Origin of the sequence: Streptomyces sp. NBC_00459, assembly GCF_036013955.1 — a bacterium.
In the GTDB taxonomy this organism is placed as follows: domain Bacteria; phylum Actinomycetota; class Actinomycetes; order Streptomycetales; family Streptomycetaceae; genus Streptomyces.
Window position 1 is genome coordinate 4,483,967 of sequence record NZ_CP107903.1, and the last position, 21,038, is coordinate 4,505,004.

At 69.6% G+C, this 21,038-nt stretch carries 16 protein-coding genes; 8 read left to right on the plus strand and 8 right to left on the minus strand.

Annotation, left to right across the window (positions count from 1 at the left end):
• Positions 1-66 precede the first annotated feature (66 nt).
• Together OHN74_RS19590 and OHN74_RS19595 are read left to right on the plus strand one after the other, a co-directional pair.
• On the plus strand, positions 67-2,082 hold the full coding sequence (locus OHN74_RS19590; protein ID WP_327695853.1) for a PA14 domain-containing protein: 2,016 nt from the start codon (positions 67-69) through the stop codon (positions 2,080-2,082).
• A 129-nt stretch (positions 2,083-2,211) separates the two neighbouring features.
• Positions 2,212-3,930 (plus strand): PA14 domain-containing protein, encoded by a 1,719-nt coding sequence (locus OHN74_RS19595; protein WP_327695854.1) that lies wholly within the window; start codon positions 2,212-2,214, stop codon positions 3,928-3,930.
• A gap of 328 nt (positions 3,931-4,258) precedes the next feature.
• Here the strand turns inward: OHN74_RS19595 and OHN74_RS19600 are convergent, their stop codons facing one another.
• From OHN74_RS19600 to OHN74_RS19620, 5 genes are all read right to left on the minus strand, one after another.
• Positions 4,259-4,708 (minus strand): heat shock protein transcriptional repressor HspR, encoded by a 450-nt coding sequence (locus OHN74_RS19600; RefSeq protein WP_327695855.1) that lies wholly within the window; start codon positions 4,706-4,708, stop codon positions 4,259-4,261.
• 5 nt (positions 4,709-4,713) lie between these two features.
• A complete protein-coding gene (dnaJ, locus tag OHN74_RS19605; RefSeq protein ID WP_327695856.1) occupies positions 4,714-5,901 on the minus strand; it encodes a molecular chaperone DnaJ in 1,188 nt (395 codons plus the stop codon).
• 36 nt (positions 5,902-5,937) lie between these two features.
• Complete coding sequence (gene grpE / locus OHN74_RS19610) at positions 5,938-6,594, minus strand: nucleotide exchange factor GrpE (RefSeq protein ID WP_327695857.1); 657 nt, start codon at positions 6,592-6,594, stop codon at positions 5,938-5,940.
• Entirely contained in the window at positions 6,591-8,435 is a 1,845-nt protein-coding gene (gene dnaK / locus OHN74_RS19615) for a molecular chaperone DnaK (protein ID WP_327695858.1), read from the minus strand. The genes grpE and dnaK overlap by 4 nt, the downstream gene beginning before the upstream one ends.
• 110 nt (positions 8,436-8,545) lie before the next feature.
• Positions 8,546-9,574 carry an MraY family glycosyltransferase gene (locus OHN74_RS19620; RefSeq protein WP_327695859.1) on the minus strand — a complete coding sequence of 343 codons (1,029 nt, stop codon included), beginning with the start codon at positions 9,572-9,574 and terminating at the stop codon, positions 8,546-8,548.
• Positions 9,575-9,786: 212 nt separating this feature from the next.
• Here OHN74_RS19620 and OHN74_RS19625 point away from each other — a divergent pair, with 212 nt between their 5' ends.
• From OHN74_RS19625 to OHN74_RS19650, 6 genes are all read left to right on the plus strand, one after another.
• Complete coding sequence (locus tag OHN74_RS19625) at positions 9,787-12,069, plus strand: heterodisulfide reductase-related iron-sulfur binding cluster (RefSeq protein ID WP_327695860.1); 2,283 nt, start codon at positions 9,787-9,789, stop codon at positions 12,067-12,069.
• A gap of 153 nt (positions 12,070-12,222) precedes the next feature.
• Positions 12,223-13,620: an FG-GAP and VCBS repeat-containing protein gene (locus OHN74_RS19630; RefSeq protein WP_327695861.1), complete on the plus strand. Its 1,398-nt coding sequence runs from the start codon at positions 12,223-12,225 to the stop codon at positions 13,618-13,620.
• Between the two features lie 131 nt (positions 13,621-13,751).
• Complete coding sequence (locus tag OHN74_RS19635; RefSeq protein WP_327695862.1) at positions 13,752-15,062, plus strand: FG-GAP repeat domain-containing protein; 1,311 nt, start codon at positions 13,752-13,754, stop codon at positions 15,060-15,062.
• A 131-nt stretch (positions 15,063-15,193) separates the two neighbouring features.
• On the plus strand, positions 15,194-16,579 hold the full coding sequence (locus OHN74_RS19640; protein WP_327695863.1) for an FG-GAP and VCBS repeat-containing protein: 1,386 nt from the start codon (positions 15,194-15,196) through the stop codon (positions 16,577-16,579).
• 132 nt (positions 16,580-16,711) lie between these two features.
• Positions 16,712-17,671, plus strand: a complete 960-nt coding sequence (locus tag OHN74_RS19645) for a Yip1 family protein (RefSeq protein ID WP_443060413.1) — start codon at positions 16,712-16,714, stop codon at positions 17,669-17,671.
• 178 nt (positions 17,672-17,849) lie between these two features.
• Entirely contained in the window at positions 17,850-19,472 is a 1,623-nt protein-coding gene (locus OHN74_RS19650; RefSeq protein WP_327695864.1) for a peptide-N4-asparagine amidase, read from the plus strand.
• A 6-nt stretch (positions 19,473-19,478) separates the two neighbouring features.
• Here OHN74_RS19650 and OHN74_RS19655 read toward each other — a convergent pair whose 3' ends face one another.
• The 3 genes from OHN74_RS19655 to OHN74_RS19665 form a co-directional block, all read right to left on the minus strand.
• A complete protein-coding gene (locus OHN74_RS19655) occupies positions 19,479-19,988 on the minus strand; it encodes a phosphoribosyltransferase (RefSeq protein WP_327695865.1) in 510 nt (169 codons plus the stop codon).
• On the minus strand, positions 19,985-20,560 hold the full coding sequence (dcd, locus tag OHN74_RS19660; protein WP_327695866.1) for a dCTP deaminase: 576 nt from the start codon (positions 20,558-20,560) through the stop codon (positions 19,985-19,987). The genes OHN74_RS19655 and dcd overlap by 4 nt, the downstream gene beginning before the upstream one ends.
• 109 nt (positions 20,561-20,669) lie before the next feature.
• On the minus strand, positions 20,670-20,852 hold the full coding sequence (locus tag OHN74_RS19665) for a hypothetical protein (protein WP_327695867.1): 183 nt from the start codon (positions 20,850-20,852) through the stop codon (positions 20,670-20,672).
• Between the last annotated feature and the right edge of the window lie 186 nt (positions 20,853-21,038).

Genomic DNA, 21,038 nt, shown 5'->3' on the forward strand with positions numbered 1-21,038 from the left:
CGCGCATGGATACGACGCCTGGATACGACGACGGATGCCAAGGACGCCAAGGATGCGAAGGACCGAATGATCTCAGCCAGTCGCACGACGGCCGCGGGGACCGCGAGGGCCACCGCCGCGACCGCTGTCGTGCTCGCCACCGCCGGCGGCCTGCTCACCGCTGTCGCCGCCACACCCGCCTCGGCGGCCACGGTGACGTGCGCCTCTCCCACCTACAAGCGTCAGATCTTCGCGAACACCACCTTCTCCGGCACCCCGAGGAAGACGGACTGCGATGCCGCCATCGCCGAGAACTGGGGCGCCAAGGCCCCCGCCACCGGCCTCCCGAAGGACAACTTCGGCGTCCGCTGGACCGTGACGCGCGACTTCGGCTCGGGCGGCCCCTTCGCCCTCACCGCCGCCGCACAGGACGGCATCCGCGTCTACATGGACGGCGTCCGCAAGATCGACCTGTGGAAGAACGTCACCGCGACCCGCACCAAGACGGTCAACGTCACGATCCCGTCCGGCACACACACCCTGCGCGTCGACTACGCCGCCTGGACGGGCAACGCGAACGTCAACTTCACCTACCCGCCCCGCACTTCGGCAAGCGTCGACAAGGTCAAGCCACTCGCCCCGACAGGTCCCACCGTCACGTACGACACAACAACGGGCAAGGCCAAGCTCACCTGGGCGAAGAACAAGGAGCTGGACCTCTCCGGCTACCGCATCTACCGCCGCCTGAACGGGAGTTCGTTCGGCAGCACCCCCCTCGCCACGACCACCGCCACCACGTACACGGACTCGGCCGTCCCGAACACCGGTGAGACGTACGCCTACGAGATACGCGCGTACGACAAGGCAGGCAACCAGTCCGCCGGCAGTGCCGACGTGACCGCGACGACCGTCGACAAGACGCCGCCGGTGCAGGTCACCGGGGTCAAGGTGACCGTGACGGCGTCCAACCTCCGCCTCGACTGGAACCCCGTCCCCGACGCGTTCTCCTACAGCCTCTACCGGGCGAGCGCGCCGCAGGGCCCGTACACCCGGATCAACTGGGCGATCGGCGACACCTTCATCTACGACAACACGGGCGACATCAAGCAGCGCGCGTACTACCGGGTCACGGCCGTCGACAAGTACGACAACGAGTCCGTCCCCTCCGCGACCGTCGACCCCGGCGTGCCGGACACCACCGCGCCCGACCAGGTCACGGGCCTGACGGCACAGGGCACGACAGCGGGCAACGCGGTCCGCTGGCAGGCGTCCTCGGCCGACGTGGAGCGGTACCAGGTGTGGACGTCCACCGCGGGCCAGGCCGACCCCGACGGCCCGGACATCGCCCTCGACACCTCCTTCAACGACCAGGTGGCGGAGCCCGGCGTCCCCGTCACCTACACGATCCAGGCGGTCGACGCGTACGGGAACATCTCCCCGGTGTCGGAGACGGTGACCGCGACCCGCCCCGCGCCCGGTGAATCGGCGGTGCCGACGAACCTGTCGGGCACGCTCCACGACAGCGACACCGAACTCGACTGGGACTACCCGACGGACAACGCCCCCTCCGACTACCGGGTCTACCGCCGCACGGGTACGAACGACGCCTGGACGCGGATCAGCGAGGGCGACGACCACTGGACGCGGTACAGCCGGAACGGGCTGACGTTCGTCCGCTACGCCGACACCGCCGCCCCGATCGGCCGCGCCTCGTACTACCTGGTCGCCCTCGACCAGCACGGCGACGAGTCGACCCCCACGGGGATCGTCACGGTGACCCGGGGAACCCCGGCCACCGCCACCGCGCCCGCTCCGCCGACGATGGCCCTGTCCGCCCCGTACACGGAATGCACGGCCAACGACTGCGTGGCGCACGGCGGTTCGAACACTCCCCTCACCATGACCCTGACTCCGGACCCGGACCGGCTGATCTGGGGCTACGAGTACAGGTTCACCGGCGACAGCGGCTACACGAGAACCCCGGACGCGACCATCACCTGGACACCCCCGGCTTCCGGCACGTACACCTTCGAGGTGCGTGCGGTGGACTACTACGGGGACCGGACGGGCGCGGCGGCCACGATCCTGTTCAAGGTCGGCTGAGCCCCACCTGCCCCTCTCTTACCTTTCGAACAAAATCACACCAGCCGTACAACCAATTCACACCTTCGCCGGTCCTGATCGTCAACGGCCCACTTCTCGTCGTTGACGATCAGGACTCGAAGGACCGCTTTGAACCCAGCCAGACGCACGACGCAGGCAGCCACCACCGCCCTCGTGCTCGCCACCGCCGGCGCCCTGCTCAGCACCGCAGCCCCGGCCGCCTCCGCCGCTACGACGTGTGTCTCTCCCGTCTACAAACGGCAGTTCTTCGCGAACACCACCTTCTCCGGCACCCCGAAGAAGACCGACTGCGATGCCGCCGTCGCCGAGAACTGGGGCGCGAATGCCCCGGCCGCCGGCCTCCCGAAGGACAACTTCGGGGTGCGATGGACTGTGACGCGGGACTTCGGGTCCGGCGGGCCGTTCGCGTTCACGGTCGCCACGCAGGACGGCATCCGCGTCTACCTCGACGGCACGGTCAAGGTCAACCTCTGGAAGAACGTCACGACGACCCAGAAGCAGACCGCCAACCTCACCATCCCGTCCGGCAAACACACCCTGCGCATCGACTACGCAGCCTGGACAGGCAACGCGAACGTCAACTTCACCTACACGCCCCGCACTTCGGCGACCGTGGACAAGGTCAAGCCCCTCACCCCGACGGCACCCACCGTCACGTACGACAAGACAACAGGCAAGGCCAATCTCACCTGGGCGAAGAACCAGGAGATGGACCTCGCGGGATACCGCATCTACCGCCGCTTGAACGGAAGTACGTTCCCCACCAAGCCCCTCGCGACGACCACCGCCACCACGTACACCGACACCAGCCTCCCGGTGACCGGCGCCGACACCTACTACTACGAGCTCCGCGCGTACGACAAAGCAGGCAACGAGTCCGCCGGTACGGCCGAGAAGCCCGTCACCACCGTCGACCGCACCGCCCCCGCCGCGCCCACCGGGCTGGAGACCGCTCTCTCGTTGTCCGGGATCTGGATCGAATGGACCGCGGTCACGGGTGCGTCGTCCTACCGCGTGTACCGGGCGCCGAGCGGAAGCAGCTCGTACGTCAGCATCGGGAACATGACCACGGCCTCGTATCTGGACACCTCGGCGGTCGAGGAGAGCACCTACACCTATCAGGTGACCGCCCTCGACACGGCCGGCAACGAGTCCGCCCGCTCCGCCGCCGTCAAGGCCACCCGCCCGGACGCCACCGCTCCGCCCGCGGTGACCGGGCTGAAGGTCACGCCGACCGAGTACGGCTTCTCGCTGACCTGGGATCCGAACCCGGCGCCCGACCTCGGGCGGTACCTCGTCTACCGGGGTGAACTCCGGGGCGGCGACGAGGAGAAGGTCTGCTCCGTGCACGAGGTGGAGTGGCTGTCCGCCGACACTACGTCGTACGAGTACGCGACTCTGCCCGACGGCGAGGAGGCCTGCCTCTTCGTGGACGCGTACGACGACAACTGGTGGTCCGCCTGGAGGATGACCGGCGACGCCGACATCGTGGTGGCGACCGAGCTCGACGTGACGCCGAGCGTTGCCACCCCGGAGGGCTCCCCGCTCGAACTGGACGCATCCGGAGCGGAGAGCGACGAGGGCAACCACCTCGACTGGAACTGGAGCTCCGTTTCCCAGGTGACGACAGGCTTCCGCGTCTACCGCTGGAACCCCGCCGCCGGGACGTACGAGAAGATCGCCGACCTCGGCTCCGACGTCACCGACTACTACGACACCGGCGCCCGGCGCGGCACCACGTCCTTCTACTGGGTGACCACCCTGGCCGCGGACGGCACCGAGTCCGTGCCGGCGGGCGACTGGGCGGCCACCGCGCCCGCGAACTGACCGCACACGCACGAAGGGGGCCGGGAGGCAGCTCACCTCCCGGCCCCCTTCCACGTTCGACGACGCTCCTCAGCCGCGCTTCGGCCCCGTGATCGCCTCACCGACGACGAAGCCCGCAGTGGGTCGACTTCCTTGCGGCGATGAAGGACGGAGACCTCCCCTCCCTCTGAACTCTCCGCCACCTTCTCCTGTGGGCGGGCTCCCCTGTGGCGCCTGTGTGGCCCTGGCTCCCCAGCCCGAGTAGGGCCCGGAGTACAGCGAAGGGCCCGCAAGCCGACAACCCAATCCGTCGACTTGCGGACCCCTCAAGCGTGTTGAGCTCGCCTGCTTACTTCTCCGGCGCCCGCTTCGGCCGCCAAACCACCAACGCACTGGTCTGCTGCACTTCCTGATACGGCACCAAGTCCCGCCGATACGAGGCATGCACCGCCGCCTCCCGCTGCTGCATCGCAGCCGCGGCCCCGTCCAGCGCGGACTCCATCTCCGCCACCCGTGACTGCAGAGCAGCCACCTGGTTCTCCAGCTCGATGATCCGCTTGATGCCGGCCAGGTTGATGCCCTCGTCCTGCGACAACGCCTGCACCGTGCGGAGCAGTTCGATGTCGCGGGCCGAGTAGCGGCGGCCCCGGCCGGCGGTGCGGTCGGGGGAGACCAGGCCCAGGCGGTCGTACTGGCGCAGGGTCTGCGGGTGCAGGCCCGAGAGCTGGGCCGCCACCGAGATGACGTAGACCGGGGTCTCCTGCGTCAGTTCATACGGATTGCGTCGACGACCGTCCATCTCGGTCAAGCTCCCTTCGCTGCCTCGAACAGCTCCGCCCGCGGATCCTCGTCCACGGTCGCCTCGCGATACGCCTCCAGTGCGTCACGAGCCTTCCCCGTCAGCTCCGTCGGGACACTCACCTCGACGGTGACCAGCAGATCGCCCCGGGTGCCGTCCTTGCGGACCGCGCCCTTGCCCCGCGCGCGCATCGTGCGCCCGTTGGGCGTGCCCGGGGGCAGCTTCAGGGTGACCGGCGGGCCGCCCAGGGTCGGGACCCTGACCTCACCGCCGAGTGCGGCCTCGGCGAACGTCACCGGAACCGTCACCGTCAGGTTGTCCTCCCTGCGGCCGAACACCGGGTGGGTGTCGACATGGACGGTGACGTAGAGGTCGCCCGCAGGGCCACCTCGCTCGCCGGGCGCTCCCTTGCCGCGCAGGCGGATGCGCTGGTTGTCCGCCACCCCGGCCGGGATGCGCACCTGCATCGTCCGGGAGGACTTGGCGCGCCCGGAGCCGCTGCACACCAGGCAGGCGTGCTCCGCGATCAGGCCCCGGCCCTTGCAGTCCGGACAGGGGTCCGTGAGCGAGAAGCCGCCGCCCGAGCCGCGAGCCACCTGGCCGGTACCGACACACGTCGGGCACACGCGCGGTGTGCCGTTCTTGTCGCCGGTGCCCGAGCACGCCTTGCACGGCGACTGGGACGTCATGCGCAACGGGACCGTCGCGCCGTCCACCGCCTCCGTGAAGCTGAGCGTGACCTCGGTGTCGATGTCCTGGCCGCGCCTGGGCTGCGTACGGGTGGTCCCGCCGCTCCGGTTGAACAGGCCGCCGAAGACGTCTCCGATGCCGCCGCCGAAGCCGCCCGCGCCGGAACCGCCGGCGCCCCCGCCCTGGGCGCCGCCTCCGAAGAGGTCACCCAGGTCGAAGTTGAAGGAGCCCCCGCCCGCTCCGGGGCCGGGGCGGAAGCCACCGTTGCCGAAGAGGGCACGGGCCTCGTCGTACTCCTTGCGCTTCTTGGGGTCGCCGAGGATGTCGTTCGCCTCGGAGATCTCCTTGAAGCGCTCCTCGGCCTTGGCGTTGCCCTTGTTGGCGTCCGGGTGGAACTCACGGGCGAGTTTCCGGTACGCCTTCTTGATCTCGGCCTCGGTGGCGTCCTTGGGGACGCCGAGGACCTTGTAGAAGTCCTTCTCGATGAAGTCCTTGGTGCTCATCCCCGACGTCCCTCCCTTCCTGCGTCAATGCTCACGTCAGCCCTCTTCCGGGCCACCGCTCTCCTTGCCGTCCGCCACGTCGCCCGACTCGGAGGCGGCCTGCGCCCCGGGCTGGGGCTCGGCCACCGCGACCCGCGCGGGACGCAGGTTGCGCTCGCCGAACCGGTACCCCGGCTGCAGGATCGCCACGCAGGTCGTCTCCGTGACGTCCGGCGCGTACGAGTGCATCAGGGCCTCGTGGATCGTCGGGTCGAAGGGCTCGCCCTCCTTGCCGAACTGCTGGAGGCCCATCTTGGCGGCGACGGTCTCCAGCGACTCGGCGACGGACTTGAACCCGCCGACCAGTTCGCCGTGTTCCCTCGCGCGGCCGATGTCGTCGAGCACGGGCAGGAGTTCGGTCAGGAGGCTCGCGATGGCGATCTCCTTGACCACGACCCGGTCCCGCTCGACCCTGCGGCGGTAGTTCTGATACTCGGCCTGGAGCCGCTGGAGGTCCGCCGTGCGCTCACCGAGCGCCGTACGTACCTGGTCCAGCTGTGCCGTCAGACCGGCGACCTGTGCTGCTGCTGCGGTTGCGTCCCCGGCCGGGGACGCCCCCTCCGAAGAGGGGGCGGCCTTCGGCTCGGCGTCGTCCGAGGTGGCGCCGGAAGGGACGTCGGGCTTCTCGTCGAAGCCCGGAGTCTCCTCCGTCACGCGGCACCGTCCTTGCGCTCGTCGTCGACGATCTCGGCGTCCACCACGTCGTCGTCGGCCTTCGGGGCCTCGGCGCCGGGCGCGTCGTCACCGGCGGCCTGTGCCGCGGACGCGTCGGCGTACATCGCCTGGCCGAGCTTCTGCGAGACGGCGGCGACCTTCTCCGTGGAGGTGCGGATCTCGGCGACGTCCTCGCCCTTGAGCGCGGCCTTCAGCTCCTCGATCGAGGCCTCGACCTCGGTCTTGATGTCGCCGGGGACCTTGTCCTCGTTGTCCTTGAGGAACTTCTCCGTCTGGTAGACGAGCTGCTCGCCCTGGTTGCGGGTCTCGGCGGCCTCGCGGCGACGGTGGTCCTCGTCCGCGTACTGCTCGGCCTCCTGGCGCATCCGGTCGACCTCGTCCTTCGGCAGCGAGGAGCCGCCGGTGACGGTCATCTTCTGTTCCTTGCCGGTGCCGAGGTCCTTGGCCGTGACGTGCATGATGCCGTTGGCGTCGATGTCGAAGGCGACCTCGATCTGCGGCACACCGCGCGGGGCCGGCGGCAGGCCCGTCAGCTCGAACATCCCGAGCTTCTTGTTGTACGCCGCGATCTCGCGCTCGCCCTGGTAGACCTGGATCTGGACGGACGGCTGGTTGTCCTCGGCCGTCGTGAAGATCTCGGAACGCTTGGTCGGGATCGTGGTGTTACGCTCGATGAGCTTCGTCATGATCCCTCCCTTGGTCTCGATACCGAGGGACAGCGGCGTCACGTCGAGGAGCAGGACGTCCTTGACCTCGCCCTTGAGGACACCGGCCTGGAGCGCGGCGCCGATGGCGACGACCTCGTCCGGGTTCACGCCCTTGTTGGCGTCCTGACCGCCGGTCAGCTCCTTGACGAGCTCGGCGACGGCGGGCATACGGGTGGAGCCACCGACGAGAACGACGTGGTCGATCTCGGAGAGGTTGATCCCCGCGTCCTTGATGACGTTGTGGAACGGCGTCTTGCAGCGCTCCAGCAGGTCGGCCGTCAGCTGCTGGAACTGGGCGCGCGTGAGCTTCTCGTCCAGGTGCAGCGGGCCCTCGGCGGACGCCGTGATGTAGGGCAGGTTGATCGAGGTCTCGGTGGACGAGGACAGCTCGATCTTGGCCTTCTCGGCGGCCTCGCGGAGGCGCTGGAGGGCCATCTTGTCCTTGCCCAGGTCCACGCCGTGGCCGGCGCGGAACTGCTGGACCAGGTAGTCCATGACGCGCTGGTCCCAGTCGTCACCACCGAGGTGGTTGTCACCGTTGGTGGCCTTCACCTCGACGACGCCGTCACCGATCTCCAGGAGGGACACGTCGAAGGTGCCGCCACCGAGGTCGAAGACGAGGATCGTCTGGTCGTCCTTGTCGAGGCCGTACGCGAGAGCGGCGGCCGTCGGCTCGTTCACGATGCGCAGGACGTTCAGGCCCGCGATCTCGCCGGCCTCCTTCGTCGCCTGACGCTCGGAGTCGTTGAAGTAGGCCGGGACGGTGATGACCGCGTCCGTGACCTTCTCGCCCAGGTAGGCCTCGGCGTCGCGCTTCAGCTTCTGCAGGATGAACGCGCTCATCTGCTGCGGGTTGAAGTTCTTCCCGTCGAGCTCGATCTTCCAGTCGGTGCCCATGTGGCGCTTGACCGACCGGATGGTCCTGTCGACGTTGGTGACCGCCTGGCGCTTGGCGACCTCGCCGACCAGCACCTCACCGTTCTTCGCGAAGGCGACGACGGACGGCGTGGTCCTGGCACCCTCGGCGTTGGTGATGACGGTGGGCTCGCCGCCCTCCAGAACGCTGACGACGGAGTTAGTCGTGCCCAGGTCGATGCCGACCGCACGTGCCATTTCAATTCCTCCAGCAGCAATGACTTAAGCAATGACTTGAGTGGAACAGGCTCAAGTGTGCATCACTCCTGCCGCGTGGTCAACAGAGCTGAGTCGACCACACTCAACTCTTATCCGTTCCTTACACGCAATGCCGCTCTGACCTGCGCCGATTGCTCGGCAGGAGGCCTCCGGAGCCCGTACACGGGAACTCTCAGCAGCCCCAGTACGACCATCCCGGCCACCCCCACCACCCACCACGGCCCCGATTCGCCGGCCCATCCGGCGTGCGCGAGCACCCCCGTCAGCACCGCCCCGAAGGCACCCGCGCCGAGCAGTACGGCCGCCCCGCGCGGGGTGAGCCCCAACCGCCGCAGCCGGTGCGCGAGATGATCGGGTCCGCCACGCAGCAGGGGCCGCCCGGCCAGCCGCCGCGACACCACGACGAGCACGGCGTCCGCGCCGGCCACGGCGGTGAGCGCGAACAGCACCCCCGCGCTGGACGCCGGTTCGTGTCCGGTCCGCACGACCACCGCCGCCGAGGCCAGCACGAACCCGGTGAACAGGGACCCGCACGCGCCGAGGGCGATCCGCGCGGGATGCCAGTTGTGCATGAGGAACCCGGTGAGCGCGGCGGCCAGCACGCTCAGCAGCACGGCGAGCCCGTCGAGCACCTCGACGGCGGCGCACGCGGCGACCCCGAAGGCGGTCAGCACCCCGACCGTCCCCACCAGCCCGTCGGCATGGTCGAGGGCCCGGAAGGCGAGGGCGACGAACACGATCCAGACGGCGGCGAGCAGCCCGACCCCGAACCCCAGCTCCCCGTACGGCACGACGAACGCGGCGGCAACGGCCGTACCGACGACAAGGAAGCGCGCCTTCACCCGCCGTACGTCGGCCACGAGCCCGAGTGCGCCGACGCCCGCCCCGGCGACGAGCAGTTCACCGACGCCGTCCCCGAGGGGGGCGTACCCGGTCCACTCCCCCGCCCCCGCGACCAGCCCCGTCGCGAGCACGACGGCGAGCCCGCCGAGCAGTGGCAGGGGGCGCGCCCGGCGCCGGTCGAGCACGCCGAGGCGCAGGGCGAGTGTCCGCAGGAGGGCGGCTAGGACGGCGGCGAGGAGAAGGGCGGCGGTGGCGGCGATGATCCCGTAGAGCACAGGCTCACGGTAGGCGGAAACGTAACAATTCTGTACGAATAACACGACTTAACATCGTCTGATCCGATCGGCTTCGATCTACGACTCAGGCAAGCCTGAGCGATCCAGATCACTCCGCCCCTGACTACAGTGCGGGCCAAGATGTTGGGTAGTCTCTGACAGACTGCCTAAGTTACCGCTTAGTAATACGCGCAGGCCTGAGGAGCCCTCCCATGCAACTCGCCGCGATCATCGTGTCGCTCGTCCTGACCGTGATCGGCGTCGCGCTGCTCGCACGCGCCATCGGTCAGTTCGTCCGGTTCTTCAAGCTCGGCCAGCCGGTCCCGGCCGGCCTCCGGACGGACAATCCGTACCAGCGCAGTGTGACGCTGGTGAAGGAGTTCCTCGGCCACACCCGGATGAACCGGTGGGGCATCGTCGGCTTCGCCCACTGGTTCGTGGCGGTCGGCTTCCTGACGCTGCCGCCGACCCTGGCGCAGGCCTTCGGCCAGCTCTTCTCGGCGGACTGGACGCTGCCCGTCATCGGAGGCTTCCTGCCGTTCGAGCTGTACATCGAGTTCATCGGCGTGATGACGATCCTCGGCATCGCCGTGCTGATCGTGATCCGCCTGCTGAACCTGCCCTCGCGCCCCGGCCGCAAGTCCCGCTTCGCGGGCTCGAAGGCGGGCCAGGCGTACTTCGTCGAGTACGTCATCCTCACCATCGGCCTCGCGATCTACACGCTGCGCGGCCTGGAGGGCGCGATCCACCACGTCGAGCACTACGAGGCCGGTTACTTCGCCTCGTACCCGCTCGTCCTGGCCTTCAAGGGCCTGAGCGTCGGCACACTCCAGAACCTCATCTACTTCACCGCGATGGTGAAGATCAGCACGTCGTTCGTCTGGATGATCGTCGTCTCGCTGAACACCAACATGGGCGTCGCCTGGCACCGCTTCCTCGCCTTCCCGAACATCTGGTTCAAGCGCGAGGCGACCGGCGGCACGGCCCTGGGCGCCCTCCAGCCGATGACGTCCGGCGGCAGGCCGATCGACTTCACCGACCCGGGCGAGGACGACGTCTTCGGCGTCAGCCAGGTCGAACAGTTCTCCTGGAAGGGCCTGCTCGACTTCTCCACGTGTACGGAGTGCGGTCGCTGCCAGTCGCAGTGCCCGGCCTGGAACACCGGCAAGCCCCTCTCCCCCAAGCTGCTGATGATGTCGCTGCGGGACCACGCCCACGCCAAGGCCCCGTACCTGCTGGCGGGCGGCGGCAAGACGGCGGAGGGCGAGGAGAAGGCGAGCGAGGAGCAGCTCAAGGACGTCCCCGCCGCCGCCCTCGCGGAGGCCGAGCGCCCGCTGATCGGCACCCTCGAAGAGAACGGCGTCATCGACCCGGACGTCCTGTGGTCCTGCACCACCTGCGGTGCCTGCGTCGAGCAGTGCCCGGTGGACATCGAGCACGTCGACCACATCGTCGACATGCGCCGCTACCAGGTGATGATCGAGAGCGCCTTCCCCTCCGAGGCGGGCACGATGCTCAAGAACCTGGAGAAGAAGGGCAACCCCTGGGGCCTGGCGAAGAAGCAGCGCCTGGAGTGGCTCAAGGAGCTCGACTTCGAGGTGCCGGTCGTCGGCAAGGACATCGAGGACCTCACCGAGGTCGAGTACCTGTACTGGGTCGGCTGCGCGGGCGCGCTGGAAGACCGCGCCAAGAAGACGACGAAGGCCTTCGCCGAGCTCCTCCACATCGCGGGCGTCAAGTTCGCGATCATGGGCGGCGACGAGAAGTGCACCGGTGACTCGGCCCGCCGTCTCGGCAACGAGCCCCTGTTCCAGGAACTGGGCATGGAGAACGTGGCCGCGCTGAACATGGCGTTCGGCGAGGATGACGAGGACGAGTCGACGAAGAAGCCCAAGTCGGCCAAGAAGATCGTCGCGACCTGCCCGCACTGCCTGAACACCATCGGCAACGAGTACCCGCAGCTCGGCGGCGACTACGAGGTCATCCACCACACCCAGCTGCTCCAGCACCTCATCGACGACGGCAAGCTGCTCCCGGTCACCCCGGTCGAGGGCCTCATCACCTACCACGACCCCTGCTACCTGGGCCGGCACAACAAGATCTACACGCCCCCGCGCGAGATCATGTCGGCCGTCCCCGGACTGCGCCAGCAGGAGATGCACCGCCACAAGGAACGCGGCTTCTGCTGCGGCGCGGGTGGCGCGCGGATGTGGATGGAGGAGCGGATCGGCAAGCGCATCAACAACGAGCGCGTCGACGAGGCCCTGTCCCTGAACCCCGACATCGTGTCCACGGCCTGCCCCTTCTGCCTGGTCATGCTCACCGACTCGGTCAACGGCAAGAAGAACGACGGCAAGGCGAAGGAGTCCATCACGGTCGTGGACGTCGCCCAGCTGCTCCTGGAGTCCGTGAAGACCCCGGTCACGGACGACGACGAGCCCCCGGCGGGCGAGACGGAGTCGGAGAGCGCACCCGAGCCGCAGCCCGTGAAGTAGGCCGGAGAGCAGGGTTGTTCGAGCGGGGCCGACGCCGGTGGCGTCGGCCCCGCTCGGCTTCATCGCTCGGTTTCATCGAACTCCCGTACAACCATTGCCCGTTGTCGCGGGTCTTCTCATCGCCCCGGCGATCACCACACTCCTGGAGACCCCTTGCGCTCCCGTGCCTCCCTCCTGGTCACGGCCCTCCTGGCCGCCACCCTGAGTCCGCTGACCCTCGGCGCCCCGGCGTCGGCCGCGCCCGCCAAGCACGTGGACGACTTCAACGGCGACGGCTACCGCGACCTCCTGCTCGGCGACCGGACCGCGACCGTGGCCGGGAAGCGGAACGCGGGCGCAGTCGTCGTCATCTGGGGCTCGGCGACCGGGCTGAACACCGCCAGGCGCTCGGTGATCACCCAGAACAGCCCCGGCATCGATGGCGGCGCCGAGGCGAACGACGGCTTCGGCGCGAAGGTCACCTCGGCCGACCTGAACAAGGACGGTTACGCCGACGTCGTCGCCAGCTCTCCCGGCGAACTGCACGCCGACCGCCACGGCACGCTCACCGTTCTCTGGGGCTCCCGAACAGGCCTGACCAAGGGCAGCATCTACGCGTCCCCCGGCAGCAAGGCGGAGCCCTTCGGCCTGGACGCCGCGATCGGCGACTTCAACGCCGACGGCCAGTTGGACATCGTCTCCGTGGACGGCGACTTCGTCTGGTTCCTGCGCGGCCCGTTCACCAAGGCGGGCGGGCGCGGCAAGGCCACCAACCTCGACCCGTGGGACGGCGAGAACATCAAGGCCGAGCTGGTGGTGGCGGGCAAGGTCACCAAGGACGGCACCGCCGACTTCGCGCTCATCGGCTACGACGTGGACACCAACAGCAACCGCGTCTGGTTCTACAAGGGCGGCAGGAACGGCCCCGCCAAGCCCTGGAAGCGCACCCTGCCCGCCACCCCCGAGCTCAACGGCTCCAGCGCGGTGATCGCCGACTTCGACCGCGACGGCTACGGCGACCTCGCGATCGGCGCCTCCCGCTCGGGCCGGGGCGGCACGGTCCGCGTCCTGCCCGGCACGGCCACCGGCCCCTCGGGCAGGCTCCTCGCCCTCACCCAGAACACGGCGGGCGTCCCCGGCAGCGTGGAGGACGGCGACTACTTCGGGTACGACGTCTCGGCCGCCGACACCAACGGCGACGGCTACCCGGACCTGGCCGTCGGCGCCCCCTACGAGGCGATCGGCACCAGCCCCTGGGCCGACGGCTCGATCACCGTCCTGCGCGGCGGCTCCACCGGCCTCACCGGCAGGAACGCCCGCCAGTACGACCGCACCACCCCCGGCCTGCCCAACGTCTCCCCGGACAACGCCTGGCTCGGCGCGTCCCTCCTCCTGCGCGACTTCAACGGCGACGGCCGCGCCGAGCTGATCGCCACGGCCAACGAGGGAGGCCGCCTCCACATCCTGCCCGGCACCTCGGCCGGCCCGACGGGCACGGGCTCCCGGACGCTCACCGTCCCGCAACTGGGCCTGGGAGCAAGGGCGTTCATGGGCGCGGAACTGGCGGACTGATCGCCGTACCCGTCGGGCACCCCTGTGTCGCGTTCCGCACCGGCACGGGGGTGTCTTCGCCTCTCGAACACGTGCATCATTGCTGAGCTGAGTCGTTGTCAATGGGGTCAATGGTCCGGGCGGGGTACAGGGTGCGCGTGCGAAGAGGCGGTCGCGGTACGGCGGCCACCAGCGGGTTGGTGGCCCTCGGCGCCCTGGTGGCGCTCACCGCCTGCGGCCCGCTGTCCGGCGACGACCCGGAAGCCGCCGACCGGACCCCCGTCCGGGTCGCCAAGGCCCCCGCCCAGCGCCCGATACCGCAGGGCGACGGCAGCAAGATCCCCGACGACTTCAACGGTGACGGGCACCGCGACCTGGTCCTGGGCGACCTCGTCAAGGACCAGCTCCACACGGACGACGCCGGTATCGGCATCGTCTACGGCTCCCCGGGCGGACTCGTCCCGGGCGCCCGGCAGTTGCTGAGCCCCGCGCGGCAAGCCGCCCGTACGAAGGGCCAGTTGCCGGCGGTCTTCGACGCGGAGGCCACCTGCGACCTCGACGGGGACGGTTTCACCGACCTGGTCGTGTCGACGGACCCGCCCTACAACGGCCAGGGACAGCCCCCGGTACCCCTCCAGCTGCTCTTCGGCTCCCCGGACGGCCTCACCGGCCGCGCGGTCGCCCTCACCATTCCGGCACAGGCCCGGGCCGGCAACGACTGGCCCGACCAGCCGGTGTGCGGAGACTTCGACGGCGACGGCGCCCAGGATCTCGTCGTCCACGCATCGGACGTCCAACTCAGCTATCTGCGCGGCCCGTTCACCCGCAAGGGCGTCCCGCGCAAGGCCGGTGCGCCGATCCCCGCCCCCGGCAACGTCCCCACGGGCCCGGCCGCCGACGTGAACCATGACGGATACGACGACCTCGTCGTCCGTACGGCGGACGGCACCGCGAAGTCGGCGGTCGTCCTGGGCGGCCCGGACGGCCCGACGCGCACCGGAACCGTGCTGCCCGAGGGCATCGACGTCACGCTCGGCCGCTTCGGCAAGGGGCGCGGCCTGGACGCGGCGGTGGGCACGATGGGCGAAACGTCTCTGCGCTACGACCTACCCGACGCCACCACCGGCACCCTCGCCTCGCCCGGCTCGATGCTCGACACCGGCGACTTCGACGGCGACGGCCGCGACGAACTCGTCTCCAGCGGCTCCCGGTTGCGGATCTTCCGGGCGCCGACAGCGGCGGCCGGGCTCTCCACGGCGGGCATGGTGACCGTCGCACCGCCCGCCCACGGCACGACCCGGGTCCTCACGGTCGGGGACTTCGACGGCGACGGACGGGCCGACCTGGTCGTACGGACCTACCGGGGCGAGACCTGGGACGAGGTGGCCGTCTATCCCGGGAAAAAGGGCGGGACGGTCGCGGCTGAGCCGTCGGTGACGTTCTCCAGTTCGGAGTTCCTGTAGAGGCTTGTGGGGGAACACGCCATCCGCGATCTCCCGGACAACCGCTGACCCTCACCGGCGGTCTCCCACGACGTACTCACGGACCGACCACCACACCGACACACGCACACGCACAAACGGGGAGACCACTCATGCGACGCGACCGCACCATCACGACGGCCCTCGCCGCCACCTTGCTCGCCACCGGTCTGGCGCCGCTGGCCCTCACCACGCCCGCCGCCGCGGCCACCGCCAAGTTCGCCGACGACTTCAACGGCGACGGCTACCGCGACTACGCCGAGTACTCCTACGGCGCCGACGACGCGGTCCCGGGGGGCGCCGTCAAGGTCACCTTCGGTACGGCGAACGGGCCGGGCACCAGGATCCAGTACATCAGCCAGAACAGCCCCGGCGTCCCCGGTTCCGACGAGGCGGACGACCTGTTCGGCGAGGTCAGGGCAGCCGCCGACTTCAACGCCGACGGGTACGGCGACCTGGCCGTCGCCGCCACCGGCGAGGATGTCGCAGGGCGGGAGAACCAGGGCACGGTCACCGTCCTGTGGGGCAGCAGGAACGGCCTGTCCGGCGGAACCAACATCCCGGCGCGCTCGAACACCTCGTACGGCCGCATGGGCGCGGACCTCGCGGTCGGCGACTTCAACGGGGACGGCAAGAAGGACCTGGCCGTCGTCGCGGGCGGCAAGGCGTGGGTCTACCGGGGCTCCATCTCCCGCTCGGGCGTATCCGGTTCGGTCACCGCCCTGGACCGGGACGGGATCTTCTTCGAGGTAACCGGACTGGTCGCGGGCAACGTGACCGGCGACAACAAGACCGACCTCGTCGTCATCGGCGACATCGTCACCGACACCTACATCGCCTCGGACGCCTGGTTCGTCAAGGGCGGCAGCAAGCTGGTCCCCGGCCGCACGCTCCGCCTGGAGCGCAAGAACGGCAGCGGCGGCGAGAGCGAGCGCGGCGGCGACGGTGTCATCGCCGACTTCAACAAGGACGGCAAGGGCGACATCGCCATCGGCACCCCCCTCTTCTCCTCCCACCGCGGCGAGGTGAGCGTCTGGTACGGCGCCGCCGCCGGCCCCGCCAGGTCCGCCCGCTTCACCCAGAACACGGCCGGCATCGCGGACACCGCGGAGACGTACGACTCCTTCGGCGAGAGCATCGCCGCCGGCGACATCAACGGCGACGGCTACCGCGACCTCGCGATCGGCGCGGAGGGCGAACGGATCGGCAACAAGCCGTACGCCGGTGCGGTCCACGTCCTGTACGGGCGTGCCGGGGGCCTCTCGACCGCGGGCTCGCAGTTCTTCGCCCGCAACTCGGCCGGCATCCCGGGCGACGTCACCGACGGCGACGTGTTCGGCATGACGGTGCGCCTGCGCGACGGCAACCGCGACGGCAAGGCCGACCTGTACGTCCGCGGCCTCTCGGGCTCGCTGCGCCTGCTCGGCTCGGCGTCGGGCATCAGGACGGCCGGGGTCACGGCGGTGCCGGAGGTCCTGGTCGAAGGCATGCTCCCGTAACGGAGAGATACGGGATGCTTCCCTAGGGGAAATCTGAGGGCCCCTTAGGGGATGTAACAGCTGGGCAGCAAAGCGTGGTCCGAAAGCCCGGGCCCCACGCGTCACTCTCCGGGACCAGGTACGTTCGATGACGTGGCTGGATTCAGGATCGGACGGGGCAGCCGGGACAACCGCGCCCCGCAAGCGCGACCGCAACAACAACCGCGGCAGCAGCCGTACGGCCAGCAGCCCCCGCAGGGCGGCCCGTCGTACGGCTACCCGTCCGCGCCGCAGCAGCAGCCGTACGGCGGCTCGGGCGGCGCCGGACGGCCGTGGCCCCCGCAGGCGACCGCCGGCGGCGGTTACGGCGCACACGGCTCGCACGGCGGGCACGGTGAGCCGGAGTACTTCGGCGACGACAGACAGGGACACGGGCCCGGACACCCGAACGCCCCCGTGGACCCGTACGCGGCCAACAACCCTGGTCACACACAGGCGTTCACGGTCGACGACGACCCGTACAGCCAGGGCGACACCTACCGCGCCGGCTCCGCCTCGGCCCCGCCGGCCGGTCCGCGGCTGCGCTGGAAGGAACTGCTGCGGGGCATCGTGACCTCGCCCGACCGCACGTTCCTCCAGATGCGCGACTACCAGGTGTGGGCGCCGGCCCTCGTCGTCACGTTCCTGTACGGCCTGATCGCCGTCTTCGGGTTCGACGACACCCGCGAGGACACGATCAACGCGACGCTCAGCAACGCGATCCCGATCGTGCTGACGACGGGCGTGGCGATGGTCCTGAGCGCCTTCGTCCTGGGCGTGGTCACCCACACCCTCGCCCGCCAGCTCGGCGGGGACGGCGCCTGGCAGCCGACGGTCGGCCTCTCCATGCTGATCATGTCCATCACGGACGCCCCCCGCCTGCTCGTCGCGATGTTCGCGGGCGGCGACGCCCCCTTCGTGCAGATCCTGGGCTGGGCGACCTGGGTCGCGGCAGGCGTCCTGCTGACCGTCATGGTCCGCCGCTCCCACGACCTCCCGTGGCCGAAGGCCCTGGGCGCGTCGGCGATCCAGCTGGCCGCCCTGCTGTCGATCGTGAAGCTGGGGACGTTCTAGAAACCTCCGGAACACCGGAACACCGGATCTCTGGGACACCGGGACACCCGGACACCGACGGGAGGGCCCCGGCCGCGCGCCGGGGCCCTCCCGTTTCATCGCCTTCTGTGATCTCTTTGGTCAAATTAGACCCAAGAGGTCTAGGCCACCCAATGCCCGCCGGTGTTCACTGCGCCGCATGACGATTCCCCACAGCGCCCGGAGAGCGGGACGGACGATCACCCTCGTCTCCACCGCCCTCGGTCTCGCCCTCGCGGCCGCCACCACGGCCGCCGGGGCCACCACCACCGTCCCGTCGGAGTTCGGCACCGACTACCACGACCCGGTGACGGCCGCCCCGCCCATATCCACCCCCCACACCAGGTCCTGCGAAGTGACCGTCGCCCAGGCGAAGTTCAAGGACTTCACGCCCTACACGGGCACCTACACCCCGCCCACCGCCTGCGGCACCCCGGGCCGCTGGTCGAAGGTGGTGCTCCGCCTCGACGGCAGCGTCGCCGGCCGTCAGTTCGACCGCCTCGGCTACCTCGACATCGGCGGCGTCCAGATGCTCCGCACCTCGACCCCCGAGCCGTCGCAGGACGGCATCGACTGGTCGGTGGAGAAGGACGTCACGCGGTACGAGAAGACGCTGAGCAAGAGCCGGTCCGTGGACATGCTCATCGGCAACGTCGTCGACGACACCTACACCGGCGTCCTCGACGTCAAGGTCACCCTGACGTTCTACGCCCCCGAGCCCGGAACCCGGCCCGCCAGGGCCGGTGGCTCCGCCCCCGACCAGGTCATCCCGCTGAGCGACGGCAACAGCGTCACCACGGGCGCGAAGCTCACCACCCCGCGCAACTCCGAGCGCATCCTGGCCGAGGTGTACGCGACCGGCTCGGGCGGCGGCTGCGAGGAGTTCTGGTACTCGGCGGTCACCCCGTCGGCGTCCTACTCCTGCCAGGGCGGCGACGACGGCCCGTACCGCGAGGTCCAGGTCACGATCGACGGGAAGCTCGCCGGGATCGCCTCCCCCTACCCCAACATCTGGACGGGCGGCTGGTCCCCGTACCTCTGGAGCGTGATCCCCTCCCCCACCGCCTTCGACGTACGCCCCCTGGACTTCGACCTCACCCCCTTCGCCGGTCTCCTCAACGACGGCAAGGCACACACGGTCGACGTGACGGTGGCCGGCGTCCCCGCGGGCCAGACCGGCTGGAGCGCGCCGACCAACATCCTGGTCTGGCAGGACGCCCACAAGTCGGTGGTGACGGGCGCCCTGACCTCGTACAAGGCGACCGACCCGGCCGTCACGAACACGTACACGGACGGCGCCACCCGCACCCTGGACACGAGCGGCAAGCGCCGTCTGACGGTGAGCGGCTACCTGAACACCTCGCACGGCCGCGTGACGACGACGGTCGACCGACGCCTGACCACGGCCATCACACACACCTGGACCCCGGACGAGACCACGGACAACCAGCAGGGCCGCTGGACCGACGACCAGACGGTCCGCCGGGCCGGAGCGACGTCCCGCACCAACCGCACCTACACGCTGGACGGCCGCTCCACCATCGACGCGGACAACCGCCTCCGCGTGCTGATGTCCTTCGGCGACCACGCCCGCATCGACGGCGTCCGCCTGGACGACACGTACGACGGCGACGCGACCTTCACCCTCGGCGTGCCCCGCGACCAGCGCCACGCGGTCGCGACGACCACCGAGCACTACCGTCTGCGCGGCCCGGGCCTGTGCTACGACCGCACACTGGGCACGGAGCAGGGGGTGCTGACGAAGGACGGGCAAGGATGCTGACGGGTCTCAGAGCGCATCCTTCGAGGGAGTGACCGGCTCCCCCGACTTACGTACCGGAGGCATGACACTCCACGGGAAGTTGATCCAGTCGTCGGTCCGCTTCCAGACGTACTCGCACTTGACGAGGCTCTGGGACTTCTCGTATATGACGGCCGAGCGCACCTCGGCGACGTGGTCGAGACAGAAGTCGTGTACGAGCTTCAGCGTCTTGCCTGTATCGGCCACGTCGTCGGCGATCAGCACCTTCTTGTCGGTGAAATCGATCGCGTTGGGAACGGGGGCCAACATGACGGGCATGTCGAGAGTCCGGCCCACGCCGGTATAGAACTCGACGTTGACAAGGTGGATGTTCTTGCAGTCGAGGGCGTACGCCAGCCCGCCCGCGACGAACACACCCCCGCGCGCGATGCTGAGCACGACGTCGGGCTCGTACCCGTCGTCGGCGATGGTCTGCGCGAGCTCGCGGACGGAGACGCCGAACTGTTCGTAGGAGAGTTCCTCGCGTACGACCGTCATACCTGCGTCCGGTGGAAGTTGAGGAAGGACCGCGAGGCCGTGGGCCCGCGCTGCCCCTGGTACCGGGAGCCGTACCGCTCGCTGCCGTACGGGAACTCGGCCGACGAGCTCAGCTGGAACAGACACAGCTGGCCGATCTTCATACCGGGCCAGAGCTTGATGGGCAGCGTCGCGAGGTTGGAGAGTTCGAGGGTCACGTGTCCGGAGAACCCGGGGTCGATGAACCCGGCGGTGGAGTGGGTGACGAGGCCGAGGCGCCCGAGCGAGCTCTTGCCTTCGAGGCGCGAGGCGAGGTCGTCGGGAAGCGTGATGACCTCGTACGTGGACGCGAGCACGAACTCCCCCGGGTGGAGGATGAACGGCTCGTCGCCCTCGGGCTCGACCAGGCGCGTCAGATCCGCCTGCTCGATGGAGGGGTCGATGTGGGGGTAGCGGTGGTTCTCGAACACCCGGAAGAAGCGGTCGAGGCGCACGTCGACGCTCGACGGCTGCACCATGGATTCGTCGTAGGGATCGATCCGCACTCGCCCGGAGTCGATCTCGGCCCGGATGTCCTTGTCTGAGAGAAGCACGCCCCGAGGATACGCAAGGCGCGCGAACCCGACACCATCGGCCGGTTCCGCGCGCCTGCTTCTCTCTCTACGTCTGCTTCCGCTTCACATGTCTGCTTCTACTTCTGCTTCACTTGCTGCTGGTGCTCCGCTGCGGCTGCTCCAACGCCACCGGCACCACACTGCGGAGCCGCGCACAGCGCGGACACCGGACCAGCCGGCCGGGGCCGAGCCGCTCGGCCTGCTGCATCGGGAACGAAGCGGTGCTGAACACGTGCCCTTCGGCACAACGGACGACGGTGCGCTCGATCAAGTCCTCAGAGTCCCTTCCCCAAGAGCCGTCGCCGGTCACTGTCGAGACCGACGAGGAAAGCCACATTACGGGACGAAAAGGGCGACCCTCCAGGCGGCACTCCGATCCCGCCCAGCCCCTCTTCCGCGCCCCCACCGTACGCCCCAACTCCGGCCCCTCACAGCCGGGTCGCACCGCGAAAACGCG